25 protein-coding genes are annotated in these 26,091 nt (G+C 72.7%); 10 read left to right on the top strand and 15 right to left on the bottom strand.

Features of this window, described 5'->3' with window-relative positions; genetic code table 11:
- Positions 1–63 precede the first annotated feature (63 nt).
- Entirely contained in the window at positions 64–1,053 is a 990-nt protein-coding gene (meaB, locus tag O7606_RS25640; RefSeq protein WP_281596552.1) for a methylmalonyl Co-A mutase-associated GTPase MeaB, read from the bottom strand.
- A complete protein-coding gene (locus tag O7606_RS25635; RefSeq protein WP_281596551.1) occupies positions 1,050–2,249 on the bottom strand; it encodes an acetyl-CoA C-acetyltransferase in 1,200 nt (399 codons plus the stop codon). The genes meaB and O7606_RS25635 overlap by 4 nt, the downstream gene beginning before the upstream one ends.
- A gap of 65 nt (positions 2,250–2,314) precedes the next feature.
- Between O7606_RS25635 and mce the strand changes: the two genes are divergently transcribed.
- The 3 genes from mce (at position 2,315) to O7606_RS25620 (ending at position 6,552) form a co-directional block, all read left to right on the top strand.
- Entirely contained in the window at positions 2,315–2,785 is a 471-nt protein-coding gene (mce, locus tag O7606_RS25630; protein WP_281596550.1) for a methylmalonyl-CoA epimerase, read from the top strand.
- Between the two features lie 281 nt (positions 2,786–3,066).
- Complete coding sequence (locus O7606_RS25625) at positions 3,067–4,323, top strand: cell division protein DivIVA (protein ID WP_281596549.1); 1,257 nt, start codon at positions 3,067–3,069, stop codon at positions 4,321–4,323.
- Positions 4,324–4,500: 177 nt separating this feature from the next.
- Positions 4,501–6,552, top strand: coding sequence for a hypothetical protein (locus O7606_RS25620; protein ID WP_281596548.1), 2,052 nt, complete (start codon positions 4,501–4,503; stop codon positions 6,550–6,552).
- Between the two features lie 66 nt (positions 6,553–6,618).
- Here O7606_RS25620 and O7606_RS25615 read toward each other — a convergent pair whose 3' ends face one another.
- The 4 genes from O7606_RS25615 to O7606_RS25600 form a co-directional block, all read right to left on the bottom strand.
- Positions 6,619–7,419: an alpha/beta hydrolase gene (locus tag O7606_RS25615; protein ID WP_281596547.1), complete on the bottom strand. Its 801-nt coding sequence runs from the start codon at positions 7,417–7,419 to the stop codon at positions 6,619–6,621.
- 82 nt (positions 7,420–7,501) lie between these two features.
- On the bottom strand, positions 7,502–7,750 hold the full coding sequence (locus O7606_RS25610; RefSeq protein ID WP_281599878.1) for a hypothetical protein: 249 nt from the start codon (positions 7,748–7,750) through the stop codon (positions 7,502–7,504).
- A gap of 197 nt (positions 7,751–7,947) precedes the next feature.
- On the bottom strand, positions 7,948–9,624 hold the full coding sequence (locus O7606_RS25605; RefSeq protein ID WP_281596546.1) for a 3-hydroxybutyryl-CoA dehydrogenase: 1,677 nt from the start codon (positions 9,622–9,624) through the stop codon (positions 7,948–7,950).
- Between the two features lie 40 nt (positions 9,625–9,664).
- Complete coding sequence (locus O7606_RS25600; protein ID WP_281596545.1) at positions 9,665–10,294, bottom strand: FHA domain-containing protein; 630 nt, start codon at positions 10,292–10,294, stop codon at positions 9,665–9,667.
- Between the two features lie 155 nt (positions 10,295–10,449).
- Here O7606_RS25600 and O7606_RS25595 point away from each other — a divergent pair, with 155 nt between their 5' ends.
- Positions 10,450–11,946, top strand: a complete 1,497-nt coding sequence (locus tag O7606_RS25595) for an aldehyde dehydrogenase family protein (protein ID WP_281596544.1) — start codon at positions 10,450–10,452, stop codon at positions 11,944–11,946.
- A gap of 36 nt (positions 11,947–11,982) precedes the next feature.
- Here O7606_RS25595 and nucS read toward each other — a convergent pair whose 3' ends face one another.
- Entirely contained in the window at positions 11,983–12,642 is a 660-nt protein-coding gene (gene nucS, locus O7606_RS25590) for an endonuclease NucS (protein WP_281596543.1), read from the bottom strand.
- A 71-nt stretch (positions 12,643–12,713) separates the two neighbouring features.
- On the opposite strand from nucS, the gene O7606_RS25585 reads away from it, so the two are divergent.
- From O7606_RS25585 to O7606_RS25565, 5 genes are all read left to right on the top strand, one after another.
- Positions 12,714–13,319, top strand: coding sequence for a DUF4126 domain-containing protein (locus O7606_RS25585; protein ID WP_281596542.1), 606 nt, complete (start codon positions 12,714–12,716; stop codon positions 13,317–13,319).
- A 193-nt stretch (positions 13,320–13,512) separates the two neighbouring features.
- Entirely contained in the window at positions 13,513–14,439 is a 927-nt protein-coding gene (locus O7606_RS25580; protein WP_281596541.1) for a polysaccharide deacetylase family protein, read from the top strand.
- A 52-nt stretch (positions 14,440–14,491) separates the two neighbouring features.
- A complete protein-coding gene (locus O7606_RS25575) occupies positions 14,492–14,779 on the top strand; it encodes a DUF1540 domain-containing protein (protein ID WP_281596540.1) in 288 nt (95 codons plus the stop codon).
- 56 nt (positions 14,780–14,835) lie between these two features.
- The gene (locus O7606_RS25570; RefSeq protein ID WP_281596539.1) at positions 14,836–15,684 is read left to right on the top strand and encodes an ABC transporter ATP-binding protein; all 849 of its coding nucleotides are present in this window, start codon (positions 14,836–14,838) and stop codon (positions 15,682–15,684) included.
- The gene (locus O7606_RS25565) at positions 15,681–16,526 is read left to right on the top strand and encodes an ABC transporter permease (RefSeq protein WP_281596538.1); all 846 of its coding nucleotides are present in this window, start codon (positions 15,681–15,683) and stop codon (positions 16,524–16,526) included. Before O7606_RS25570 ends, O7606_RS25565 begins: the two co-directional genes overlap by 4 nt.
- A 30-nt stretch (positions 16,527–16,556) precedes the next feature.
- Here the strand turns inward: O7606_RS25565 and O7606_RS25560 are convergent, their stop codons facing one another.
- Both O7606_RS25560 and murA read right to left on the bottom strand, forming a co-directional pair.
- Positions 16,557–17,405, bottom strand: a complete 849-nt coding sequence (locus O7606_RS25560; protein ID WP_281596537.1) for a 3-hydroxyacyl-CoA dehydrogenase family protein — start codon at positions 17,403–17,405, stop codon at positions 16,557–16,559.
- Positions 17,406–17,497: 92 nt separating this feature from the next.
- The gene (gene murA, locus O7606_RS25555) at positions 17,498–18,925 is read right to left on the bottom strand and encodes a UDP-N-acetylglucosamine 1-carboxyvinyltransferase (RefSeq protein ID WP_281596536.1); all 1,428 of its coding nucleotides are present in this window, start codon (positions 18,923–18,925) and stop codon (positions 17,498–17,500) included.
- Between murA and O7606_RS25550 the strand changes: the two genes are divergently transcribed.
- A complete protein-coding gene (locus O7606_RS25550) occupies positions 18,924–19,496 on the top strand; it encodes a cob(I)yrinic acid a,c-diamide adenosyltransferase (RefSeq protein WP_281596535.1) in 573 nt (190 codons plus the stop codon). The genes murA and O7606_RS25550 overlap by 2 nt on opposite strands.
- A gap of 197 nt (positions 19,497–19,693) precedes the next feature.
- On the opposite strand, the gene O7606_RS25545 is transcribed toward O7606_RS25550, so the two are convergent.
- From O7606_RS25545 to atpA, 6 genes are all read right to left on the bottom strand, one after another.
- Positions 19,694–20,152 (bottom strand): DUF2550 domain-containing protein, encoded by a 459-nt coding sequence (locus tag O7606_RS25545; RefSeq protein WP_281596534.1) that lies wholly within the window; start codon positions 20,150–20,152, stop codon positions 19,694–19,696.
- A gap of 12 nt (positions 20,153–20,164) precedes the next feature.
- Positions 20,165–20,449 (bottom strand): F0F1 ATP synthase subunit epsilon, encoded by a 285-nt coding sequence (locus O7606_RS25540; protein ID WP_281596533.1) that lies wholly within the window; start codon positions 20,447–20,449, stop codon positions 20,165–20,167.
- 90 nt (positions 20,450–20,539) lie between these two features.
- Complete coding sequence (locus O7606_RS25535; protein ID WP_281596532.1) at positions 20,540–21,682, bottom strand: LCP family protein; 1,143 nt, start codon at positions 21,680–21,682, stop codon at positions 20,540–20,542.
- Between the two features lie 336 nt (positions 21,683–22,018).
- The gene (gene atpD / locus O7606_RS25530; protein ID WP_281596530.1) at positions 22,019–23,461 is read right to left on the bottom strand and encodes a F0F1 ATP synthase subunit beta; all 1,443 of its coding nucleotides are present in this window, start codon (positions 23,459–23,461) and stop codon (positions 22,019–22,021) included.
- Complete coding sequence (locus O7606_RS25525) at positions 23,461–24,390, bottom strand: F0F1 ATP synthase subunit gamma (RefSeq protein WP_281596529.1); 930 nt, start codon at positions 24,388–24,390, stop codon at positions 23,461–23,463. Before O7606_RS25525 ends, atpD begins: the two co-directional genes overlap by 1 nt.
- Positions 24,391–24,400: 10 nt before the next feature.
- Positions 24,401–26,044 (bottom strand): F0F1 ATP synthase subunit alpha, encoded by a 1,644-nt coding sequence (gene atpA, locus O7606_RS25520; RefSeq protein WP_281596528.1) that lies wholly within the window; start codon positions 26,042–26,044, stop codon positions 24,401–24,403.
- Positions 26,045–26,091: the final 47 nt, after the last annotated feature.

Here is a 26,091-nt window from a genome sequence, read left to right as displayed (position 1 = left end):
CGTCGAGTGTAGATGCCGCCCTGAACGATCGCTAAGGCGAACGGGTACCGGCCGGTAGTCTCGTCACCGGCCCAACTCGGCGAGGAGCGTGTCGGCCGCCGCGTACGGGTCGAGGGCGCCCTCGGCCACCTTCGCGGCGAGCGTCGTCAGCCCCGTACCGTCACGTAGTGAGCCGATCCGGGCCCGGAGCGCGCCGAGCGCGATCGCCTCGATCTCGGCGGCGGCCCGCGCCTCCCGGCGGCGGCGCAGCTCGCCGTGCTCGACCAGCCAGCCCCGGTGCTTGTCGATCGCGGCGGCCACGTCGTCGACGCCCTCGCCCCGGACGGCCACCGCGCGCACCACCTGCGGACGCCACTGGCCCGGCCCGCGCTCGCCCAGCGCGATCATGCCGTTGATGTCGCGGACGGTGGCGTCCGCGCCGTCCCGGTCGGCCTTGTTGACCACGAAGACGTCGGCGATCTCCAGGATGCCGGCCTTGACCGCCTGGATCGCGTCGCCCATGCCCGGGGCCAGCAGCACCAGCGTGGTGTCGGCCAGCGAGGCCACCTCGACCTCGGCCTGACCCACCCCGACCGTCTCGACCAGCACCACGTCGCAGCCGGCGCCCTCCAGCACCCGGACCGCCTGCGGGGTGGCCGCCGACAGCCCGCCGAGGTGCCCCCGGCTGGACATCGAGCGGATGTAGACGCCCGGGTCGGTGGCGTGGTCCTGCATCCGGACCCGGTCGCCGAGGATCGCCCCGCCGGTGAACGGGCTGGACGGGTCGACGGCCAGCACCCCGACCCGATGGCCGCGCGCCCGCAGCGCCCGGACCAGCTCGTTGGTGGTGGTCGACTTACCCACCCCGGGCGACCCGGTCAGGCCGACCACCTGGGCCTGCCCGGCGTACGGCGCGAGCGCCGCCGCCACCTGCGGCAGCGCCTCGTCGCCGTTCTCCACCAGGGTGATCAGCCGGGCCACCGCGCGCGGGTCACCGGCGCGGGCCCGCTCCACCAGCAGCGGCACGTCCCGACTGCGCCGGATCGACGGCGTCGCGGTGCCCGGCTCGCTCACCTGACCTGCTCGCCCTCGGCCGGCACGTGGATGATCAGGGCGTCGCCCTGGCCGCCGCCGCCGCACAGCGCCGCCGCGCCGGTGCCGCCGCCACGCCGCTTCAGCTCCAGCGCCAGGGTGAGCACCAGCCGCGCCCCGGACATGCCGATCGGGTGGCCGAGGGCGATCGCCCCGCCGTTCGGGTTGACGATGTCCGGGTCGACGCCGAGGTCACGGGTGGACTGGATGCCGACCGCGGCGAACGCCTCGTTGATCTCGATGAGGTCGAGGTCGGCGACGCTCAGCCCGCCCTTGCGCAGGGCGTGGACGATCGCGTTGGACGGCTGCGAGTGCAGGGAGTTGTCCGGCCCGGCCACGTTGCCGTGCGCGCCGATCTCGGCCAGCCAGGTCAACCCCAGCTCCTTGGCCTTGGCCTTGCTCATCACCACCACCGCGGCGGCCCCGTCGGAGATCGGCGACGCGCTGCCGGCGGTGATCGTGCCGTCCTTGGCGAACGCCGGCCGCAGCTTGCCCAGGGACTCGACGGTGGTGTCCGGGCGGATGCCCTCGTCCTCGCTGATCACCAGCGGGTCGCCCTTGCGCTGCGGGATGATCACCGGGGTGATCTCTTCGGCGAAGTGGCCGTTCTTCTGGGCGGCGGCGGCGCGCTGGTGGCTGGCCGCCGCGAACGCGTCCTGCTCCGCGCGGGTGATGCCGTGCCGTACGCCGTGCCGCTCGGTGGACTCCCCCATCGAGCAGCAGTCCCAGGCGTCGGTCAGCCCGTCCAGCGCCATGTGGTCCTTCATCGTCACGTCGCCGTACTTGTGGCCGGCACGCTGACCGAGCAGCAGGTGCGGGGCGTTGGTCATGGACTCCATGCCGCCGGCCACCACGACGTCGAACTCGCCGGCCCGGATCAACTGGTCGGCCAGCGCGATCGCGTCGAGCCCGGAGAGGCAGACCTTGTTGATGGTCAGCGCCGGCACCGACATCGGGATGCCCGCCTCGACGGCGGCCTGCCGGGCCGGGATCTGCCCCGTGCCGGCCTGGAGCACCTGACCCATGATGACGTACTGCACCTGCTCGGGGGCCACCCCGGCGCGCTCCAGCGCCGCCCTGATCGCCACGCCGCCGAGCTTCGTCGCCGGGAGGTCCCTGAGGTTGCCGAGCAGGCGGCCCATCGGGGTCCGCGCGCCGCTGACGATCACCGAAGCCATGTGCCTGCCTCCGAGGGGGTGGCCGAACCTGTACGCCTTAACGAGTGTTCGGCCAGACTAGCGCCATGGCTGAGAACCTCCCCGTCGAGCCCGCTGCGGACTACGTCACAGACATCGGCATCCGCCGAATCGACCACGTGGGCGTGGCGGTCGCCGACCTGGACGCGGCGATCGACTTCTACCGGCGCGTCTTCGGCATGCGCTGCGTACACACCGAGACCAACACCGAGCAGGGCGTACGCGAGGCGATGCTGGCGGTCGGCCCGACCGCCGACGGCGGTCGCGTGCAACTGCTCGCCCCGCTGACCCCGGAGTCGACGATCGCGAGGTTCCTGGACCGTAGCGGCCCCGGGGTGCAGCAGGTCGCGTACACCGTGGTCGACATCGACCGGGCCTGCGCGGCGCTGCGGGAACGCGGCATGCGGCTGCTCTTCGAGACCCCGCGCCGGGGCACCGCCGGCTCCCGGATCAACTTCGTCCACCCCAAGGACGCCGGCGGCGTCCTCGTCGAACTCGTCCAGCCCGCCGAAGAGTAAGGAAGGCCCCTTCTTAACGCCTGGCGCATAGCAGGGGGCCCTTCCTAACCCCCGGCCCGCCGGCGCCCAATCGATCGATACCGGTGGTGGGGGAAAAGGGCGGCGTGTCGGACGCCGACCCTTTTCCACCCCACCCCGGACACCGTCCGCGTCGGCCCGGAGCTGCCAAGATCGCCGGTCCCGGGCACTCCTCCGGCGGGCGAAGTTGACCATGTAAAGAGGACACGGAAAGCTCCACACCGCTCTTGGAAGCACCCCGGGGCGTCTGCGAGTATGTGCCAATGCCCCAGCAGCAGTCCTCCCCTCTGGCGTTCTTCGATAACGCGAACTCCCAGCCCGATTTCACCGTTGGCCTGCGCGGATACAACGTCGGGCAGGTCGACGACTTCATCGGCCGGCTGACCGCCGCGCTGACCCAGTCCGAGCAGGCCCGCGCCGAGGCCGAGCAGCGGATGAACGACGCGCAGCGCCGGCTGCGCCAGGCCGAGCAGCGGCTCGCGGCGCTGGAGCAGAAGCTCGCCGAGACCAACAAGCAGCTCGAGGAGAACAGCCGCCCGACCCTCTCCGGTCTCGGCACCCGGGTCGAGCAGATCCTCCGGCTCGCCGAGGAGCAGGCCAACGACCACCGCAACGAGGCCAAGCGCGAGTCCGAGGGCATTCTCTCCGCGGCCCGCCTGGAAGCCCGGGAGATCACCGACAAGGCGCGCGCCGAGGCGGCGGCGATGAAGGCCACCGCCGAGCGGGAGGCGGGCAGCGTCCGCACCACCGCCGAGCGGGAGGCTGCCGAGGTGCGGGTGCAGGCCCGGCGGGAGGCTGACACGCTCCGCACCGACGCCGAGCGGGAGACCAAGCAGCTCCGTACGGTGACCGCGCACGAGGTGGCCGAGCTGAAGTCGACCGTCGAGCGGGAGGTCGCCACGCTGCGCGCCACCGCCGAGCGGGAGATCACCCAGCAGCGGGCGAAGGCGGCCCGGGAGGCCGAGGAGAAGCGCGCCGAGGCGACGAAGCTGCTCACCGACGCGCGGGACAAGCGGGACAAGGACCTCCAGGCCCTGGAGTTGCAGCTCGCCGAGCGGCGGGAGAAGGCCGAGCGCGAGGAGTCCGAGCGGCACGCCGCGCAGGTCGCCCAGACCCAGAAGCTGGTCGGTGAGGCCGAGCAGCGGGCCCGGGCCGCGCAGGAGCGGGCAAAGGAGATCGAGCAGCGCGCCGAGGCCCGCCGGGTCGAGTCGGAGCGCACCGCCGCCGACACCGTCGACAAGGCGAAGACGCTTGCCGACAAGACGCTGAACGAGGCCAAGGCCGAGGCGCAGCGCCTGCTCAACGAGGCGCGCACCGAGGCCGAGCTGACCACCCAGGCGGCGCGGCGCGAGGTCGAGGACCTCACCCGTCAGAAGGACGCGGTCACCTCCCAGCTCGGTCAGATGCTCTCCGGCCTGGCCGGGATCGTGCCGGGGGTGCCGCCGGCCAAGGCCGAGGCGGCGAAGCCGGCCGACGGGTCGGCCGCGACCGACCGGGCGGCCGAGGAGAAGTCCAACTGACGGCGGGCGCGTAGACCGGGGCAGAGCCGTCCGGCGGGGTGTCACCCGAACAGGTGTCACCCCGCCGTACGCTGCCCGGGGCACTGTCGACACACCCGGGTCCGCAGGGGTGAATCAGGTCGCATCGTCGCCGTGCGTATCGCCGCGACGCGGGCAGGGCCGTGTGAGGATGGGGGCATGTCGCACGGCGAGGAACTGTTCGCTCTCGGCGGGGACGTGACCACGGAGCCCAGCTTCGAGTCCGCCCTGCGGGGGTACGAGAAACGACAGGTCGACCGGTACGTGGCCCGTGCCGAACACGAGATCGCGGCGCTGACAGCCGAACGGGAACAGGCGTACACCCAGATCCACAAACTGGCCGGTCAGGTGGAGGTGCTCCAGCGCGACCTGGCGCACGTGCGCAGACAGGTCGGCGTGGTGGACCGGGCCTCCTTCCGGCACCTGGGCCCTCGGGTGGAGCAGATCCTCAGCCTCGCCGAGGAGCAGGCCGACGACATCCTCGCCGCCGCGAACGAGGAGATCGAGGCCCGCCGCGCGGCGGCGGAGCACATCATCGAGGAGGCCCGCGAGCAGGCCGCCAAGGCGTTGAAGGACTTCGAGCTCGCCCTGGCCGCCCGGCGGGCCGAGGAGGAGCGGCAGAGCGCCGCCCGACGGGCCGAGGCGGAGGCCACCCTCCAGGCGGCCCGGCAGGAGGCGGCCCGGTCGCGCGAGGCCGCGCAGCACGCCCTGGCCAAGGCGCAGCAGGAGGCCACCCAGCTCCGGGACGCCGCCAAGGAGATCCACAACCGGGCCCAGCAGGAGGCGACGAAGCTGCGCGAGGCGGCCCGGGAGGCACAGGCCCAGGCCCAGCAGGAGGCGGCGCAGGTCCGCGACGCGGCCAAGGAGGTGCACCGCAAGGCCCAGCAGGAGGCCAAGCGGCTGACCGACCAGGCCACCGAGGCCGGGCGGGCCACCCACGCCAAGGCCCAGCAGGACGCCAAGAAGATCACCGACCAGGCGACCGAGACGGCCCGGGCCACCCGGGCGAAGGCCGAGCAGGAGGCCGCCCAGCTCACCGCGCAGACCGCCGAGGCGGCCAAGCGCAGTCGGGCCGAGACCGAGGCGTACGTGACCCGCATGCGCACCGAGACCGAGGCGTACGTGGCCCAGGCGCGTACCCAGACCCAGCAGGAGCTGGGCGCCTGGCGGGCCGGGGTGGAGCAGGAGGTCACCGGCCAGCGGGAGGCGGCCGAGCGGGAGCTGACCCGACGCCGGGAGACCGCCGAGCGGGAGCTCACCACCCGCCGCGAGGATCTGGAGCGGCAGCACGCCGCCCGGCAGACCGAGTTGGAGCGGGCGTACACGGCCCGGCGGGAGGAGATCGAGCAGGGCGCGGCGGCGGTCCGGCAGGCCGCCGAGCAGGACGCGGCGACCCTGCGGCAGAGCACCGAGCAGGAGGTCACCGCCCTGCGGCAGAGCACCGAGCAGGAGGTGACGACGCTGCGCCGGGAGACCGAGGAGCAGGTCGCCCACCTGCTGCGGCAGGCCGAGGCGGAGGCCGGCGCGAAACGCCGCAAGGCCGACGAGCACGTGGCGGCGTCCCGGCGGCAGTTCGAGGAGTACGCGGCCACCACCCAGCAGCACCTCGCGACGACCCAGCAGCACCTGGCCGCCACCCAGCAGGAGGTCGCCGCCGGCCGGCAGCAGTTGGCCCAGGTGATGCTGGAGATCGCCCAGGCTCAGCAGGAGCTGGCCGACCTGCGACAGGAGACCTGGCGGTCCCGGCAGGAGTCCGACGACCTGCAGGGCGCCCTGGAGGAGATCCGTCGGCAGCTCGGCGCGGAGCAGACCCGGCTGGCCGAGACCGACGCCTCGGTGCGGCAGGCCGGCGCGTCGGCGGCCCGCGCGCAGGCCGAGGCGCAGCGGGCGGCGGAGATCGCCGGCGACGGCGGCCCCGACAAGCCCGACGTGCCGGCCGAGACCCGACGGACCGCCGAGATCGCCGGCGACGGCGGCCCCGACAAGCCGCGGACGCGGCCGGTGGCCGAGCCGGTCACCACCCTGGACGGGGCCAGCGCCGGCGCCGGCGTGGACGGCGAGCCGACCGTGGCGGCGGTCCCCGGCGAGGGTGGTCGCGGCGCCACCCCGACGAAGATCACCAGCACCGGCGAGGGCGGCAAGCGGCCGAGCAAGCCCACCACGGACGAGCGCAGCGCCAAACCGACGAAGGTGAAGGTGGAGTCGGACTGACGCCCGCCGCGGCGCGCCGCCGCCCCGGGCCGGTGCTCAGTCGCGGGCCGGGGACCGGGCCGGTGGTCAGTCGCGGGACGGGCCGGGGACCGGGCGGTCGGCGAAGGCGGCCACCGTCCGGTCGGCGTACGCGCTGGCGTCGCCGGTCTCCATCGGGCCGTCCCAGACCCGGGGCAGGGGCGTCGGCGCGGCCGGATTGACCCGGCGGACCACCTCGTCGAGGACGTTCTCCGCGTCGCCGACCCAGAGGTGTTTCGCCCCGGGCATCCCGACGACCTCGGCCTGCGGCACCGCGGCGAAGCGTTCCCGGGCCTCGTCCGGGCGCACGTAGTCGTCGAACTCGGGCACCAGCACGGTGAGCGGCTTGCCGTCGCCGGCCCAGACGGCCAGGTCGTCGGGGGTGGAGTAGCGCAGCGGCGGGGAGAGCAGGACGGCGCCGACGACAGCCGGGTCGCAGCCGTGCTTGAGGATCACGTCGGTGCCGAAGGACCAGCCGAGCAGCCAGACGTCCGGCAGCTCGGCGAACTCGGCGTACTCGATCGCGGCGGCGATGTCGAAGCGTTCGCCCACCGCGTTGTCGAACGCGCCCTCGCTGGTGCCCCGGACGCTGCCGGTGCCCCGGGTGTTGAACCGGAGCACGGCCAGGTCGGCCAGGGCCGGCAACCGCCAGGCGGCCTTGCGCAGCACGTGGCTGTCCATCATGCCGCCGTGGGTCGGCAGCGGGTGCAGGCAGACCAGCGTGGCCACCGGGTCGCGGCCCAGCGGCCGGGCCAGCTCACCGACCAGGGTCAGGCCGTCGGCGGTGTGGAGTTCGATGTCCTCGCGGCGGCCGGGCAGGATCGACGAGGCACGGATCGGAGCGCTCACCCCTCCAGTGTCCCGCCTGACGGGCCGGCGCGCCGGCCCCGACCGGCAGCGGGGTGACGCAGATCGCTCCCCCGGCGTCCGGTCAGCCGTACCGGGGCGCGCCGCGACCGCGTTGCGTCACCGGGCCGCGCCGGTCCCGGGCCCGCCAGCAGCCGCTGTGCCAGTGCCGGCGGTCGGTCAGGTCACCCCGGCCGTCGGCCGGCCAGGCGACCAGGTGCGCCACGCCCGGGCGGATCTCCTGGTCACAGCCGGGGCAGCGGTACGTCTTCGTCGAGGCGCCGCCGCTGATGCCGCGTACCTGCCACTCGCCGTCGCGCCACTGCTCGACCATGGGCAGGCCGTGGCGGGCCCGGTCGGCGTCCAGGTGGACCGGGTCCTCGCGGCGGGGACGGTTACGACGGGGACTCACGCTTTCCAGCGTACGGGCCGGTTGCCCGCCCCCACCGCGCCGCCCGGCGGCCCGGGAGCGGCCGGTGGCCGTGGTCGGCGCCCCTCGGAGCCGGCCGGCGGCCGGACGCCCGGCGGCGGTCAGCCGGCGGGGTGTTCCCGGAAGCCCTGGCCGACGCGCCGGCCGAGGCGACCGGCGGTGACGAGCTGCGTCAGCAGCGGCGCGGGGGCCAGGCCGGGCTCACGCGTCTCGCGGTGCAGCGCCCGCTGGACGTCCAGCGCGACGTCCAGCCCGATCTCGTCGAGCAGCTCGAACGGGCCCTGCGGGTAGCCGCAGCCCAGCTTCATCGCGTGGTCGACGTCGTCGACGGTCGAGTAGTTGGCCTCCACCATCTTCACCGCGTCGTTGAGGTACGGGTACCGCAGCGCGTCGACGACGAAGCCGGCCCGGTCGCCGCAGACCACGCCGGCGCTGCCGAGCCGGGCGGCGACCGCGCGGGCGGTGGCGACGGTCTCCACCGAGGCGTGGACGGTCCGGACGATCTCCACCAGCGGCACCTCGGGGACCGGGTGGAAGAAGCGCATCCCGACCACGTCGGCCGGGCGTCGGGTGGCCATCGCCAGCTCGATCACCGGCCCGGTGGTGGTGGTCGCCAGGAGCACGCCGGGCTTGCAGATGTCGTCGAGGCGGGCGAGCAGGGCCCGCCTGGCGTCCGCGTCCCCGGTCACCGCCTCGACCACCAGGTCGACGTCGGCGAGCTGGTCGAGCGCGGCGGGCTCCTGCGGGTGACCGGTCACCGGGACGACCTGGTGGCCGGAGCGGGCGAAGACCTCGACGACGCCGTCGGCCAGGGCCCCGGCGCCGACCACCCCGACCCGGGTGACCGGCCGACCCGGACCGGCCGGGTCCGGCGTCGTGGGCGTCCGGTCGTCCGGGACGACCCGGCCCGAGCCGGGCCGCTCGTAGGTGTAGAAGCCCCGGCCGGACTTGCGGCCGAGCAGCCCGGCGGTGACCATCTGCCGGATCAGCGGCGCCGGGGCGTGCCGGCGGTCCCGGCCGCCCCGCCGGTACATGGTGTCCAGGATCTCGTACGCGGTGTCCACGCCGATCAGGTCCAGCAGCGCCAGCGGGCCCATCGGCAGCCCGCAGCCGACCCGCATCGCGGCGTCGACGTCCTCCCGGCTGACGTGACCGGCCTCCACCATGCCGACGGCCTGGTTGAGGTAGCCGAAGAGCAGCGCGTTGGCGATGAAGCCGGCGCGGTCGCCGATGGTCACGTCGACCTTGCCGAGCCGGGCGCAGAGCGCCTCCACGTCGGCCACCACGTCGGGCGCGGTGACCACCGTCCGGATCACCTCGACCAGCTTCATGACCGGGGCCGGATTGAAGAAGTGGATGCCGACGACCTGGTGCGGCCGGCCGGTGGCGACGGCGATCTCGGTGACGCTCAGGGACGAGGTGTTGGTGGCGAGGACGGCGTCGGGGCGGCAGATCCGGTCGAGCTCGGCGAAGAGCCGCCGCTTCAGGTCCAGCCGCTCGGGCGCGGCCTCGATCACCAGGTCCACCGCGCGCAGGGCGTCCAGCCCGACGGCGAAGCGCACCCGCGCCAGCAGGGCGTCCCGGTCGGCGGGGGTGAGCCGGCCCTTCGTCACCGCCCGGTCGGTCGAGCCGGTCAGCGTGGCGCGGCCCCGCCGCACCGCCTCGTCGGAGATCTCCACCGCGACGACCTCGACGCCGTTACGGGCGAAGACCTCGACGATGCCGGCACCCATGGTGCCCAGCCCCACCACACCCACGCTGGTGAACTCGCGCGCCACGACCGGCCTCCCGTCGCTCGGACCGTCGCGTGAACGGTCGCTAAGGTTCTGCGCGCGAGTCTGCCACGGGCTGCCGGACCGCCGACACACGGTGGCCGGCGTCCCCGGCGGGGCGGTGGCCGGCGTCCCCGGCGGGGCGGTGGCCGGCGTCCCCGGCGGGGCGGTGGCCGGCGTCCCCGGCGACGGCACGGTGCGCGGGGGGTGTGGCGACCGGCAGCGGCAGCGTCGGGCGCTGGTGTCGACGCAGCACGCCGAAGGTCAGCCCCACCGGGTCGGTCCGGGCCACGCCGGGGTCGAAGAACCGCAGCTCGGTGCGGCCGACGCGGATGACGTCCCCGTCGGTGAGCGGCTCCACGTCGGTGATCCGGCGGTCGTTCAGCCAGGTGCCGTTCGTCGAGCCCAGGTCGTTGAGGGTGGTCAGCTCACCGGTCAGCCGGACGACCGCGTGCTGCCGGCTCAGGTGCGGGTCGTCGACGGCGATGTCCACCGTCGGCGCGCGACCGATCACCAGCGCGCCGGAGCGCAGCCGGAAACGGGCGCCCCGCATCGGCCCGCCGGCCACCGTCAGCACTGGCTGCAATTCCGGGTGCTCCACCATGGACAGTCGCCCCTCCACCCCACCGGTCTCCCCGGTGTCAGCCTGCCACCCGAACGCCGCCACCCCCACCACCGGCCGGCCACCTCACCGACCACGGCCGGTCAACTCACGTTCACCGATTCGGCTGAGGGGTGGACCCCGACGACGGAGCGGCCACCGTACGTGGACAACAAACGTACGGAACGTGACCCTACCGGCCGGTAGAGCGCGGGTCTAGACTTCCGCCCATGACGGTTGCGAACGCTCCGGGCACGCCTGTCGTCGATGGCGACCACCTGGTCTCCACCAGCCCGGCCACCGGCGACGAGGTCGGTCGTCTCCCGGCCGCGAGCGTAGTGGACGTACGTCGGGCGGTGGAGCGGGCCCGCGCCGCCGGCGACTGGTGGGCCGGGCTGGGCTTCGCCGGCCGCCGCGCCCGGCTGCTGCGCTGGCGGGCGCTGCTCGCCCAGCGGATCGAGCAGCTCGCCGAGCTGATCCACGCCGAGGGCGGCAAGCCCGTCGCCGACGCGGTCGTCGAGGTGGTCACCGCCATCGAGCACATCGACTGGGCCGCCCGCAACGCCCAGCGGGTGCTCGGGCCGCGCCGGGTCCGGTCCCGGCTGATCCTCGCCGAGTTCTCCGGTCACCTGGAGTACCAGCCGTACGGGGTGGTCGGGGTGATCGGTCCGTGGAACTATCCCGCCTTCACCCCGATCGGCTCCGCCGCGTACGCGCTGGCCGCCGGTAACACGGTGGTGCTCAAGCCCAGCGAGTACACCCCGGTCGTCGGGCAGTGGCTGGTGGACAGCTTCGCCGAGGTGGTCGGCGAGCAGCCGGTGTTCACCGCCGTGCACGGCCTCGGCGAGGTCGGCGCGGCGCTGTGCCGCTCGGGCGTGGACAAGCTGGCCTTCACCGGCTCCACCGCCACCGCGAAGAGGGTCATGGCGGCGTGCGCCGAGTCGCTCACCCCGGTGCTGCTGGAGGCCGGCGGCAAGGACGCCATGATCGTCGACGACGACGCCGACCTGGACGCGGCGGCCGAGGCGGCCGTCTGGGGCGGGTTGACCAACGCCGGGCAGACCTGCATCGGCATCGAGCGGGTGTACGCCGTCGAGCCGGTCTTCGACGCGTTCGTGGCGAAGGTGGCCGAGCGCGCCGGCCGGCTGACCGTCGGGGTCGACGGGGCCGACATCGGCCCGATCACCATGCCGGCCCAGCTCGACGTGATCCGCCGGCACATCGACGACGCGCTGGCCCGGGGCGGCCGGGCGGTGGTCGGCGGCGCGGACGCCGTCCAGCCGCCGTACGTGCGCCCGACCGTGCTGGTGGACGTGCCGGAGGACGCCGCCGCCGTACGGGAGGAGACCTTCGGCCCGACGCTCACCGTCAACCGGGTGCGGGACGCCGACGAGGCGGTCGCGCGCGCCAACGCCGTCCCGTACGGGCTGGGGGGCTCGGTCTTCGGCCGCCGCCGGGCGGTGCCGATCGCGCGGCGGCTGCGCTCCGGGATGGCCTCGATCAACTCGGCGCTCACCTTCGCCGGCATGTCCACGCTCCCCTTCGGCGGGGTGGGCGAGTCCGGGTTCGGCCGGATCCACGGCGAGGACGGCCTGCGCGAGTTCGGCCGGGCCAAGTCGGTCACCCGGCGGCGCGGCCCGTCCCTGCTGCCCTCGATGACCTTCGACCGCACGCCACGGGACGTCGCCCGGCTGGTCAAGGCGATCAAGGTGATGTACGGCCGCTGACCCGCCGGCAGCCTGACCGCCCGGTGCCGGGAGCAGTCAGAACAGCGTCAACTCGTCACGTTCGATGCCGCGCAGCTTGTCGTAGTCGACCACCACGCACCGGATGCCCCGGTCGGTGGCGAGCACCCGGGCCTGCGGCTTGATCTCCTGCGCGGCGAACACCCCGGTGACCGGGGCGAGCAGCGGGTCGCGGTTCATCAGCTCCAGGTACCGGGTGAGCTGCTCCACGCCGTCGATGTCCCCGCGCCGCTTCACCTCGACGGCGACCGCGCCGGCGTTCGCGTCCCGGCAGAGCAGGTCGACCGGGCCGATCGCGGTCATGTACTCCCGGCGGACCAGCGTGTACCCGGGGCCGAGGCTCTCCGGGTTGGCGGCGAGCAGCTCCTGCAGGTGCGCCTCGACGCCGTCCTTGCGCAGCCCCGGGTCGACGCCCAGCTCGTAGGAGGTGTCCTGGAAGATCTCGTCCAGGGTGATCCGCAGCTCCTCGCCGGCCTTGTTCACCACCCGCCACACCCCGGGGGCCTCCTCCAACCGGCAGGGCGGGCTCATCCAGTTCAGCGGCTTGTACGCCCGGTCGTCGGCGTGGATCGAGACCGACCCGTCCGCCTTCACCATCAACAGCCGGGTGGCCGGCGGCAGGTGGGCCGAGAGCCGTCCGACGTAGTCCACCGAGCACTTCGCAATCACCAGACGCACCCGACGAGGGTAGCGGAGCCGCCGCAGGTCGCCCGCGCGCACCGCTGGCGCGCCGGTGCGATCCTGGACGGGTGTTCGAACTCCTCACCGGCACCGGGCTCGCCGCCTCGGCCGGGCTGAACGCCTACGTTCCGCTGCTCACCGTCGGCCTGCTCGCCCGCTACACCGACCTGCTCGACCTGCCCGCCGGCTGGCAGTGGCTGGGTGACGGCTGGGTCATCGCGATCCTGGCCGTGCTGCTGGCGGTGGAGGTGGTCGCCGACAAGGTCCCGGTGGTCGACCATTTCAACGACGTGGTGCAGACCGTGGTCCGGCCGACCGCCGGCGGGCTGGCGTTCGGGGCGGGCGCCGGCGCGGAGACCGTCACGGTCGACGACCCGGGCGGGTTCTTCTCCTCGCCCGGCTGGGCGCCGGTCGTGGTGGGGGTGCTGATCGCGCTGGGCGTGCACCTGGTGAAGGCCGCGGCCCGGCCGGTGGTCAACGCCACCACGGCGGGGGTCGGCGCGCCCGTCGCCAGCACCGCCGAGGACGCCGCCAGCGTGGTGATGTCGGTCGTGGCGATCCTGCTGCCGGTGCTGGTGCTGGTGTTCCTGGCCGGGTTGGCGCTCTTCGTCGGCTGGGTCGTCCGGCGGCGGACCGAACGCCGGCGGGCCCGCCGGCCGGTCGGCCACCGCTGAGCCGGCCAAGCCGGCAGGTCCACCGCTGAGCCGGCCAAGCCGGCAGGTCCACCGCTGAGCCGGCCAAGCCGGCAGGTCCACCGCTGAGCCGGCCAAGCCGGCAGGTCCACGCTGAGCCGGGCCCGGCCGTCGGGGCGGGAAATCAGCCGTTCGGCGGCGACCGGCGCGGGCCGGGCCCTGAAATCATCTCCCGGTGTTCGCGAAGAAGACCCACGTTCTCCTGGCCGCGCTCGTCCTAGCCGCGGTGACCGCCGCCGCCGGGTGTGCCGGCGAACGGCGGCTGGTCGAGGTGGGCGCCTGGGGCGGCCAGACCCCGCCGGCCCCGGGGAACGCGTCGGGCGACGCCGACCGGCGTCCGGCGGCCGGCTCCCCGGGGCCGTCGCCGTCGGGCCCGGCGGGGCTGCCCGGCGCGACCCGCCCCGGCACCCGGCCGCCGGTGGTCGACCACGGTCCCCGCACCGGCGACCGGGTGGCGCTCACCTTCGACGCGGACATGACCGACGCGATGCTCTACCAGTTGCGTTCCGGCCGGGCGCGGTCGTACGCGAACCTGCGGATCATCGAGTTGCTGGAACGGGAACAGGTGCCGGCGACCTTCTTCCTCACCGGCAAGTGGGTCGAGCGGTATCCGGAGGTGACCCGGCGACTGGCCGGCAACCCCCGCTTCGAGCTGGCCAACCACAGCTACGGGCACCTGGCCTTCACCGCCGACTGCTACGGGTTGCCCCGGATCCCGTCGGCGGAGATGACCCGGGACGTGGCGCGGACGTTCACGCTCATCGAGCCGTACGGCGGACGGCAGACCCGGTACTTCCGGTTTCCCGGGCTCTGCCACGACGGGGCGGCGCTGGCGGCGTTGACGTCGCTCGGCACGACCGTGGTCGACGGCGACGTGGTGAGCGGGGACCCGTTCGCCACCGCGTGGCGGCCGATCGTCCGGGCGGTGCTGGACCAGGCGCGGCCCGGCTCGGTGATCGTGCTGCACGTGACCGAGGCGAACGCGCCGATGACCGACGAGGCGCTGCCGCACATCCTGGCCGGGCTGGCCGAACGGGGTCTGCGACCGGCGCCGCTGTCGGAGGTGCTCCGAACCGGGGACGATCGGCCGGAAACCGGGTAGCAGAAGCGACATAAGCCTAATATCTGGTTTTACTGACCAGAGGAGGCCGGACATGAGCACCGGAGTCGAGATGCCCCGGGTGGAGGACTGCACCGTCACCCGGTGCTCGTACAACCAGAACGGCTGCCACGCGTTCGCGATCACGGTCGGCAGCAGCGACCAGGCCCGCTGCCACACGTTCGTCGAGTCGCCGGTGCGCGGCGGGCTGGAGATGTCGGTGGCGCAGGTCGGCGCGTGCCAGCGGCACGACTGCCGGCACAACTCGGAGCTGGAGTGCCGCGCGCCGGGGATCCAGGTCGGCCAGGAGACGGCCGACTGCCTCACCTACGCGCCGGCCTGACGCCCGGCCCGCGCCCCGCCGACCGGGCCCCGCCGCGCAGGTCGCACACTTGAGGCATGGACGACGGGCTGGCCATCTCGGTACGCGGGCTGCGCAGGGCGTACGGCGACAACGTGGCGGTGGCCGGGGTGGACCTGGCGGTCCGCCGTGGCGAGGTGTTCGCCCTGCTCGGCCCGAACGGCGCCGGCAAGACCACGACGGTGGAGATCCTGGAGGGCTACCGCCGGCGGGACGCCGGTGAGGTGAGCGTCCTCGGCGTCGACCCGGCCCGACCCACGCCGGACTGGCGGGCCCGGGTCGGCATCGTGCTCCAGGGCGCCGGCGAGTTCGACGAGCTGACCGTACGCGAGGTGGTCGGCCACTTCAGCGCCTTCTACCCGCAGGCCGACGACCCGGTCAAGGTGATCGAGCGGGTCGGGCTGGGCGGCAAGGCCGGCGCGCGTACGCACACCCTCTCCGGCGGCCAAAGGCGTCGGCTGGACGTCGCCCTGGGCATCGTCGGTCGCCCCGAGCTGCTCTTCCTCGACGAGCCGACCACGGGTTTCGACCCGGAGGCCCGCCGCGAGTTCTGGGAGCTGATCCGCGACCTCAGCGCCGCCGGCACCACCATCCTGTTGACCACGCACTACCTGGACGAGGCCGAGGCGCTCGCCGACCGGGTCGGGGTGATCGCCGCCGGCCGGATCGTGGCGGTCGCTCCCCCGGCCCGGCTCGGCGACCGGCAGGAGGCGCTGGCGACGGTCTCCTGGCGTACCCCCGGCGGTGGGGTGGAACGGGCGCAGAGCGCGACGCCGACGGCGCTGGTGGCCGAGCTGGCCGCACGCTTCGGCGGCGAGGTGCCCGGCCTCACCGTGACCCGGCCCACCCTGGAAGACGTCTACCTGCGGATGATCGGACACCGATGACCACCACCACGAAGCCGGTCGCGCCCGCCGCCGCGGACCGCGGCCGTCGGATCGGCCCGGTCGCCCTCGGGCTGCGCCAGGGCCGGCTGGAGCTGACCCAGTTCCTGCGCAGCCGGGAGTCGGTCGTGTTCACGATGGGCTTCCCGGTCATCATGATCCTGATCTTCGCGGCGATCTTCGACGACGAGATCGCCCCCGGGGTCAGCTACACCCAGTACTTCGTCACCGGCATGATCGCCGCCGGGCTGATGACGGTGAGCTTCCAGAACCTGGGCATCTGGATCCCGATCGAGCGGGACCGGGGGGTGCTCAAACGCTACCGGGGCACGCCGATGCCGAAGTGGGTGTGGTTCGCCGGCAAAGTGATCATGGTGGTGGTGATCGGCGTGGCCGAGACGGCGCTGCTGCTCGCCGTCTCGGTCGCGCTGTTCGACCTGGAGCTGCCCGGCACCGCCGCGAAGTGGCTCACCTTCGGCTGGGTCTCCGTGCTCGGCGTCACCGCCTGCACCCTGTGCGGCATCGCCATCTCGTCACTGGCCCGCACCGCCCGCAGCGGCTCCGCGGTGGTGACCCCGGTGGCCCTGGTGCTCCAGTTCATCTCCGGGGTGTTCTTCGTCTTCACCAGCCTGCCGAGCTGGATGCAGCAGGTCGCCGCCCTGTTCCCGTTGAAGTGGATGTGCCAGGGCCTGCGGTCGGTGTTCCTGCCGGAGAGCTTCGGCGCGCGGGAACCGGGCGGCTCGTTCGAGCTCGACCGGGTCGCCCTGGTCCTCGTCGCCTGGTGCGTGCTCGGGCTGCTGCTCTGCCTCACCACCTTCCGCTGGACCACCCGTCGCGACGGCTGACTCCCCCGCCCGGTACGGGTGGAGGCCCGCTCAGTACGAGTAGAAGCCCCGGCCGCTCTTGCGGCCCAGGTCGCCGGCGGCGGCCATCCGCTGGAGCAGCTCCGGCGGGAAGAACTTCTCGTCGCCGGTGTCGGTGTAGATGTTGCGCGAGGCGTGCAGCAGCACGTCCACGCCGGTCAGGTCGGTGGTGGCCAGCGGGCCCATGGCGTGCCCGAAGCCCAGCCGACAGGCGGTGTCCAGGTCCTCCGGCGACACCACCCCGGACTCCACGAGCCGCACCGCCTCGACCACCAGCGCGGAGATGAGCCGGGTGGTGACGAAACCGGCGATGTCCCGGTTGACCACCACGACCGTCTTGCCGATCTCCTCGGCGAACGCCCGCGCGGTGGCCAGCGTCGCGTCGCTGGTCTTGTAGCCGCGCACCAGCTCGCAGAGCTTCATCATCGGCACCGGCGAGAAGAAGTGCGTGCCGACGACCGACTCCGGCCGCCCGGTCACCGCGGCGATCTGGGTGATCGGGATGGCCGAGGTGTTGGTGGCCAGCACCGCGTCGGCCCGGCAGATCTTGTCCAGCGCCCGGAAGACGTCCTGCTTGACGTCCAGCCGCTCGAAGACCGCCTCCACCACCAGGTCCGCGTCGGCGGCGGCCTCCAGCTCGGTGGTCGGGGTGATCCGGCCCAGCGTCGCCTCGACCTCGGACGCCTCGATCCGGCCCTTCTCGGCGAACTTCTCCAGCGACCGCCGGATGCCGTCGAGACCGCGCGCGGTGGCCGCGTCGTCCAGGTCCCGCAGGGTCACCTGCCAGCCGGCCTGCGCCGCCACCTGGGCGATGCCCGAACCCATCAGCCCGGCCCCGACGACCGCGAGTCGACCCGCCATCTGTTCTCTCCCTCGCCTGGGTGTCGATTGCTCTCCCCCGCACCCTAGCGGGCGCGCCTTAGCGATGGTTAAGGGCCGACGGGCGGGCCGGGTCAGATGGTCAGGTCGGGCTCCTGCGGCGCGCGGCCACGCGCCACGTCGACGCCGAGCGCCCGCAGATCGGCCACGACGTCCGGATACCCCCGGTCGACGTGGTGCACGTGGGAGACCTCGGTGACCCCGTCGGCGCAGAGCCCGGCGATGATCAGCCCCGCCCCGGCCCGGATGTCGGTGGCCCGCACCGGCGCGCCGGAGAGCCGGTCGCGGCCGCGTACCACGGCATGGTGACCGTCGGTCTTGATGTCCGCGCCGAGCCGGATCATCTCGTTGGCGAACATGAACCGGCCGTCGAAGATGTTCTCGGTGATCAGCGAGGCGCCGTCGCTGACCGAGGCGAGACCGATCGCCATCGGCAGCAGGTCGGTGGCGAACCCCGGGTACGGCAGGGTGACCACGTCCACCGCCCTCGGCCGCTCGTCCAGCCGTACCCGGAAGGCGTCGGCGCTGGTCTCGACCAGCGCGCCGGCCGAGACCAGCTTGTCCAGGGCGACCTCCAGGAAGGCCGGATCGGCCCCGGTGACCGTGACGTCCCCCCGGGTCATCGCCGCGCCGAAGGCCCACGTTCCGGCGACGATCCGGTCCCCCACCGTGGCGTGTCGCACCGGACGCAGCTCCGGCACCCCCTCGACGACGACCGTCGACGTCCCCTCGCCGGTGATCCGCGCGCCCATCCGGATCAACATCGCGCAGATGTCGACGATCTCCGGCTCCCGGGCGGCGTTCTCGATCACGGTCACGCCGTCGGCGAGCACCGCGGCCATGACCAGGTTCTCGGTCGCGCCGACACTGGGGAAGTCCAGCACGATCTCGGCCCCGCGCAACCCGCGCGGGGCGGCGGCGACGACGAAGCCGTGCTCGCCGGAGATCTCCGCGCCCATCCGGGTGAGCCCGGAGACGTGCATGTCCAACCCCCGGGAACCGATCGCGTCGCCGCCCGGATGCGCCACCCGGACGTACCCCCGGCGGGCCAACAGCGGTCCGAGCACGCAGATCGAGGCCCGCAGCCGGCGCACCAGGTCGTAGTCGGCGTCGGCGCCGGGCCGCTCCGGCACGTCGATGGTGACCGACCGGGAGCGGGCCACCCCGCCGCGCGCGGCCATCGGGTCGACCGGCTGGTCGGCGTCGAAACGGACGCCGCAGCCGAGCCGGCGCAGCACCTCACCCATGATCGCGATGTCGGTGATCCGGGGCACGTTGGTGATCACGTTCCGCCCGGGGGCGAGCAGCGCGGCGGCCATCAGCTTGAGCGCGGAGTTCTTCGCCCCCACCACGTGCACCGTGCCGGTCAGCCGCGCCGTGCCGCCGACCCGGATGACGTCGAGTTCCCCGGCCGGCTGGTCGGCGGCGTCCGGCCGGGACGGGGTCGTCTCGTCCGGCCGGGTGGGAAAAGTCAGGTCAGGTATCCGTAGGCTGTGCGTCATGGCCGTCCACCTCACGCGCATCTACACCAGGGCCGGCGACGCCGGCACGACCAGGTTGAGCAACAACGAGCAGGTGCCGAAGACCGATCCGCGGATCGCCGCGTACGCCGACGTCGACGAGTGCAACGCGGCGATCGGGGTGGCGCTGGCGCTGGGCCAGCTCGACGAGGGGCTGCGGGCCGTGCTGGCCGCGATCCAGAACGACCTCTTCGACGTCGGGGCCGATCTGGCCACCCCGGTCGAGCCGGAGCCGGAGTATCCGCCGCTGCGGGTGACCGAGGAGTACGTGCAGCGGCTGGAGGGCTGGTGCGACGAGTACAACGCGCGCCTGGGCAAGCTCGACTCCTTCATCCTCCCCGGCGGCACCGCCGGCGCGGCGTTGCTGCACGTGGCCCGGACCGTCGCCCGGCGCGCCGAGCGGGCGGCCTGGGCTCTGGTGAGCCACGACCCCGAACGAACCAGCACCCTCCCGGCAAAGTATCTCAACCGGCTCTCCGACCTGCTCTTCATCCTGTCAAGGACGGCAAATCCGGACGGAGATGTGCTATGGGTGCCGGGCGGTAGGCGCTGACCCAGGGCCGACGCCACGTCGGCGGGTGGATACCCGGCCTGGCCCCGGTCATCCGCCCCCGCGGCGGGTTCTTCCCGGGGCCGCCGGGCCACGGTCGGCGCGGCCGGCTCTTCCCCGGCCGCCGGGCCACGGAGTCGGCGCGCCCCGCGGCGGGCCGGGCCGGGTGGTGGTGACCGGTACGGCGCGCGGACCCGGGATCAGGCGGCGGGCCAGTCCTGGGTGGTGGCCAGACGCGGCGAAGCCGCCCCGGGCGGGGCGGCTTCGAGCCAGGAGAGGAACCCGGTGACCGTGGACCGCGCCATGGCGATCTCGATCGGCGTCTGCTCGCTGGTGCAGCTCAGGATCACCCAGTCGACCGGCATCGAGAAGCGTTCCTGACCCTCGGGGAGCCGCCGGCGACGGACCACCAGGGTCTGCCGGGTGAGCACCCGTTTGGGGCGGAGGGCGAAGCTGAACATCCGGAACCAGCGCAGCTCGTCACCGGAGAACCGGCCCAGGCCGGGCGACCAGCCACGGCCGTCGAGCAGGGTGGTGACCCGGACGTTGAGCCGGATCGTGCCACCGGTGCGGCTGACCAGCGCCCGCCGGAGGAAGAGGAAAAAAGCCGCCACGATCAGGACGGCGACCGTGATTCCGATCCCTTCCACGATCTCCATCGGCGGCTTGGCTCAGTGGCTCTGCGCGGCGGAGGCCGGGGTCGCGCTCTCGGCGAGCACGGTGACGCCCTCGGCGCTCACCGACAGGAAGCCACCGGCGACGTCGTAGGCGACCTGCTCGCCACCGGCCAGCTTGATCCGCACCTGGCCGGGCTCGGCGAGCTGGCCGAGCAGCGGCGCGTGCCCCGGCAGCACACCCAGCTCGCCCTCGGTCGTGCGGGCGACGACCATCTCGGCCTCGCCGGACCAGACCTTCTCCTCGACGGCTACGAGCTCGACGTGAAGCTGCTGTGCCACGCTGTCTCCTTGCTGCGGCGGCGGGATGCCGAAAGTCTAGTCGCGGCCCTCACGACTCCCTAACGCGGGTACGGAGAGCTGCGACACGCCCTACTTGGTGGTGTTCCGGAAGTCGGGGTGTTCGAGCATGAAGGCGTCGACCGTCCCGTTGCGCAGCGAGGCGAAGAAGTCGTCCGCCTCGGGCAGGAACCGCTCCCCCCGGTACCCCGAGCCGGTGCCGATGCCCTCGGCCGGCAGTTTGACCAACGTGATCGAATCCGGCCGGATGCCCTTCAGGGCGAACGCGAAGTCGGAGATGCTGTTGCCCCGGCCGCTGAAGACCAGCGACTGCCCGGCGGCCCGCAGCACCCGGTCGAGCTTGATCGGGTTGGTCACCACGTCGGCGCTGAACGCCTGGTTCACCATCGCCTTGACGAACTGCTGCTGGTGCCGCTGGCGGCCGTAGTCGCCGTCCGGGACGCCGTTCTTGGGGTACCGCTGCCGGACGTAGTCCAGCGCCTGCCAGCCCTCCAGCCGGTGGGTGCCCTTCGGGTAGACGGCCTGCGGACCGAGGTAGCCGCCGCCGCCGGGGCGCAGCTCGCGGTGGGTGCCGTCCGGCTTGCGATGCTCGGACTTGACTTCCCGCTCGACGTACATCTCGACGCCGCCCATCGCGTCGACGATCTTCAGGAAGCCGCTGAAGTTGATGATCGCCCCGGCGTCGAAGCGTGCGATGCCGGTCTCCTTCTGGAGGGTCTTGGCCAGCAGCTCGAAGCCGGTGTTCTGGTCCGGGTTGCGCCCCGGCACCCGGCTGCCGTACGACATCGCGGCGTTGAGCCTGTCGGGGCCGCCGTCGTAGCCGGACTTCGGGAAGGCGGGGATCTCCACCCGCAGGTCACGGGGCATCGAGAAGAGGTACGCCCGGTCCAGCTCGGCCGGCAGGTGCATGATCATGATCGAGTCGGCGAGCGGGGCGTCGGTCGGCTTGCGGGGGTCCACCCCGACCAGCAGGATGTTCAGCGGACCCTTGATGTCGTTGCGTCGCTCCTGCGCGCCGGCCGCCTTGTCGCCGAAGAGGTCGCCCCGGCCCACCGCCCCCTCGTAGCGGGACAGCAGCGCCTCGTAGCCCACCAGCACCGCCCCGCTGAGCATGAGCAGCACCGTGCCGAACACGGTGCAGATCCGCGCCCACCTGGGCACCCCGGTCCACACCGACCGGCGAACGCCCCGTTTACCCCTGCGAGCCATGAGCATCTCCATTCATCACGCCCATGGGGGAGACGGGCGCGAGCCACCGGAACACTGCAGACGTGAGGCTCAATGTGTGAATGCCGCGATAGACGGTACCTCGCCGCGTGGGCAACTGTCGCATCGAGCGACGTGGGGCTGTCAACTCGACACGCCGTGTGACCAAATGCTCTACGGAAAAGGACCCGGGACCGTCGAAACGGATCGGAAAACCGCGACACCGGGCCGTGACTTGCAGAAAAGGCGCCGGCCCGGTCCGGAAAAAACGAACCGAGGCCGTCCCGGGGTGAACCGGGACGGCCTCGGACAAAGCTGACCGGACGGTCAGGGCTGACCCGGAGGTCAGTCCTCCTTCATCAGCTCCGCGGCCTTGCGCTCCAGGTCCTCGAGACCGCCGCACATGAAGAAGGCCTGCTCGGGGAAGTGGTCGTACTCACCCTCGCTGATCTTCCTGAACGCCTCGATGGTCTCCTTGATCGGGACCGTCGAACCCGGCACGCCGGTGAACTGCTCGGCGGCGTAGGTGTTCTGCGACAGGAACCGCTCGATCCGCCGGGCCCGGCCCACGGTGAGCTTGTCCTCCTCGGACAGCTCCTCGATACCGAGAATGGCGATGATGTCCTGGAGATCCTTGTACTTCTGGAGGATTCGCTTGACCTCGGTGGCCACCGCGAAGTGCTCGGCGCCCACGAACTCGGGGGCAAGGATCCGGGACGAGGACGCCAGCGGGTCCACCGCCGGGTAGATGCCCTTGTCGGAGATCGACCGCTCCAGGTTGGTGGTCGCGTCCAGGTGGGCGAACGTGGTGGCCGGGGCGGGGTCGGTGTAGTCGTCCGCCGGCACGTAGATCGCCTGCAACGAGGTGATGGCCTGGCCCCGGACGGAGGTGATCCGCTCCTGGAGCTCGCCCATCTCGTCGGCCAGGGTCGGCTGGTAACCCACCGCGCTCGGCATCCGGCCGAGCAGGGTGGAGACCTCGGAGCCGGCCTGGGTGAAGCGGAAGATGTTGTCGATGAAGAGCAGCACCTCCTGCTTCTTCACGTCCCGGAAGTACTCCGCCATGGTCAGCGCGGACAACGCGACCCGCAGCCGGGTGCCCGGCGGCTCGTCCATCTGGCCGTAGACCAGCGCGGTCTTGTCGATGACGCCGGACTCGGTCATCTCGGCGATGAGGTCGTTGCCCTCACGGGTGCGCTCACCCACGCCGGCGAAGACCGAGGTGCCGCCGAAGTTCCGGGCCACCCGGGTGATCATCTCCTGGATGAGCACCGTCTTGCCCACGCCCGCGCCGCCGAACAGGCCGATCTTGCCGCCCTTGACGTACGGGGCGAGCAGGTCGATGACCTTGATGCCGGTCTCCAGCATCTCGGTCTTCGGCTCCAGGTCCGCGAAGGCCGGGGCCTTGCGGTGGATGCCCCAGTGGTCGTCCGGGTCGAGCGTCTCGCCCTCGGTGAGGTTGAGGCACTCGCCGATGGCGTTGAACACGTGACCCTTGACCGTGTCGCCCACCGGCACCTTGATCGGCGAGCCGCTGTCGCGCACCTCGGCGCCCCGGACCAGGCCGTCGGTCGGCTGCATCGAGATGGCGCGGATCAGGTTGTCACCCAGGTGCTGGGCGACCTCCAGGGTCAGCGTCTTCTCGCCGCCGGACAGGTTGACGTTCACGTTCAGGGCGTTGAACAGCGCCGGCATCGCGTCACGCGGGAACTCGGCGTCGACGACCGGGCCGATGACCCGGACCACGCGACCGGTGGCCGTCTTGGTCTCCACTGCGGATACAGTCATCACACTTCACTTCCCGACGCGGCCAGCGCGTTCGCGCCGCCGACGATCTCGCTGATCTCCTGGGTGATCCCGGCCTGGCGGGCCGAGTTCATCTCACGCGTGTACTTCTCGATCATCTCTTCGGCGTTGTCGGTGGCGCTCTTCATCGCCCGCCGCCGGGCCGCCGACTCGCTCGCCGCCGACTCCAGCAACGCCGCGTAGATCCGCGTGTTGATGTACCTCGGCAGCAGCGCGTCGAGCAGCGCCTCCGCCTCCGGCTCGAACTCGTACGCCGGCAGCAGACCCTCGGAACGCGGCCGGTCCTCGACCTGCATCGGGCCGATGACCCTGGCCACCGGGATCTGGGTCATCAGGGACTTGAACTCGGTGTAGACGATGTGCAGCTCGTCGATGCCGAGCACCCCGTCCGCCCCGGCCCCGCCGTCGGCGTCGTCCGCGCCGGCCGTGAACGCCGTGATCAGCGTCTGGCCGACCTCCCGCGCCGAGGCGAAGTCCGGCTGCTCCGAGAAGCCCGTCCAGCTCGCCTCGATCGGCCGGCTGCGGAACCGGTAGAAACCGACGCCCTTACGGCCGATGACGTAGAGCACCGGCTCCTTGCCCTCGTCCCGCAGCCGGGTGATCAGCGACTCCGCCGTCCGGATCGCGTTGGAGCTGTACCCACCGGCCAGGCCCCGGTCGGCGGTGACCAGCAGGACGCCGACCCGCCGCACCCGCTCGCGCGGGGTCAGCAGCGGGTGGTCGATCCGCGCGTTCGACGCCAGCGCGGTGAGCACGCCGGTGATGGCCTGGGCGTACGGCAGGGACGCCGCCACCCGGGCCTGGGCCTTGGCGATCCGGCTCGTCGCCACGAGCTCCATCGCCTTGGTGATCTTCTTCATCCCCTTCGCCGAACGGATCCGTTGACGAAGAACGCGTACCTGGGCCGCCATCTGCTCAGCCCTACTGCTTCTCGGCGTCGCCGCCGCGGTAGGCGGTGACCGTCTCGCGGTTCTCGTCACCCTCCAGGGCCGGCGCCGGGGTCTCGTTGATCCGGGGCTCGTCGGCCTTGCCGAGGAAGGTCTGCTTGAACTCGCCGATCGCCGAGTCGAGCGAGGAGATGATGTCGTCGCCCCACTTGCCGTCGCCGATCGACGCCAGCACGCCCTCGTGCCGGTGCCGGAGGTACTGGAGGAACTCCGACTCGAAGCGCCGGATCTCGCCGACCGGGACGTCGTCCAGCTTGCCCTCGGTGCCGGCCCAGACCGAGACGACCTGCTCCTGCACCGGGAACGGCGAGTAGTTCGGCTGCTTGAGCAGCTCGACCAGGCGGGCGCCGCGCTCCAACTGGGCCCGGGAGGCCCGGTCCAGGTCGGAGGCGAAGGCGGCGAACGCCTCCAGCTCGCGGTACTGGGCCAGGTTCAGCCGCAGCGATCCGGCGACCTTCTTCATCGGCTTGACCTGCGCGGCGCCACCCACCCGGGAGACCGAGGTGCCGACGTTGATCGCCGGCCGGACGCCCTGGTTGAACAGGTCGGTCTCCAGGAAGATCTGGCCGTCGGTGATCGAGATGACGTTGGTCGGGATGAAGGCCGAGATGTCGTTGGCCTTCGTCTCGATGATCGGCAGACCGGTCATCGAGCCGCCACCCAGCTCGTCGGAGAGCTTCGCGCAGCGCTCCAGCAGCCGCGAGTGCAGGTAGAAGACGTCACCCGGGTACGCCTCACGGCCCGGCGGGCGACGCAGCAGCAGCGACACGGCCCGGTACGCCTCGGCCTGCTTGCTCAGGTCGTCGAAGACGATCAGGACGTGCTTGCCGCCGTACATCCAGTGCTGCCCGATGGACGAGCCGGTGTACGGGGCGAGGTACTTGAAGCCGGCCGGGTCGGACGCCGGGGAGGCCACGATGGTGGTGTACTCCATCGCGCCCGCGTCCTCCAGGATGCCCTTGATCGAGGCGATCGTGGAGGCCTTCTGCCCGATGGCCACGTAGATGCAGCGGACCTGCTTCTTCGGGTCGCCGGAGCGCCAGTTGTCCCGCTGGTTGAGGATGGTGTCCAGCGCGACGGTGGTCTTGCCGGTCTTCCGGTCGCCGATGATGAGCTGCCGCTGGCCCCGGCCGACCGGGGTCATCGCGTCGACCGCCTTGATGCCGGTCTGCAGCGGCTCGTCGACGGACTGCCGGGACATCACGTTCGGGGCCTGGAGCTCCAGCTCCCGGTAGCCCTCGTTGGCGATGTCGCCGAGGCCGTCGATCGGCTGGCCGAGCGCGTTGACCACGCGGCCCAGGAAGGCGTCGCCGACCGGCACCGAGAGCACCCGGCCGGTGCGCTTGACCCGCTGCCCCTCCTCGAGCTTCGCGGAGTCACCGAGAACGACGACGCCGATCTCCCGGACGTCGAGGTTCAGCGCCACGCCGAGCGTGCCGTCCTCGAACTCCAGGAGCTCGTTGGTCATGGTCGAGGGCAGGCCCTCGACGTGGGCGATGCCGTCACCGGTGTCGGCGACGGTGCCGACCTCCTCGCGGGAGACGTCGGGCGAGTAGGAGGAGACGTAGCGCTCCAGGGCGCCGCGGATCTCCTCCGTCGAGATGGTCAGCTCGGCCATCCTCTGCTTCCTTAAGTATCAGGGGCCCGGGATACCTAGTACCGACC

Source organism: Micromonospora sp. WMMD882, from assembly GCF_027497255.1.
Taxonomy (GTDB): domain Bacteria; phylum Actinomycetota; class Actinomycetes; order Mycobacteriales; family Micromonosporaceae; genus Micromonospora.
This window is presented reverse-complemented; position numbering and strand designations above follow the sequence as displayed.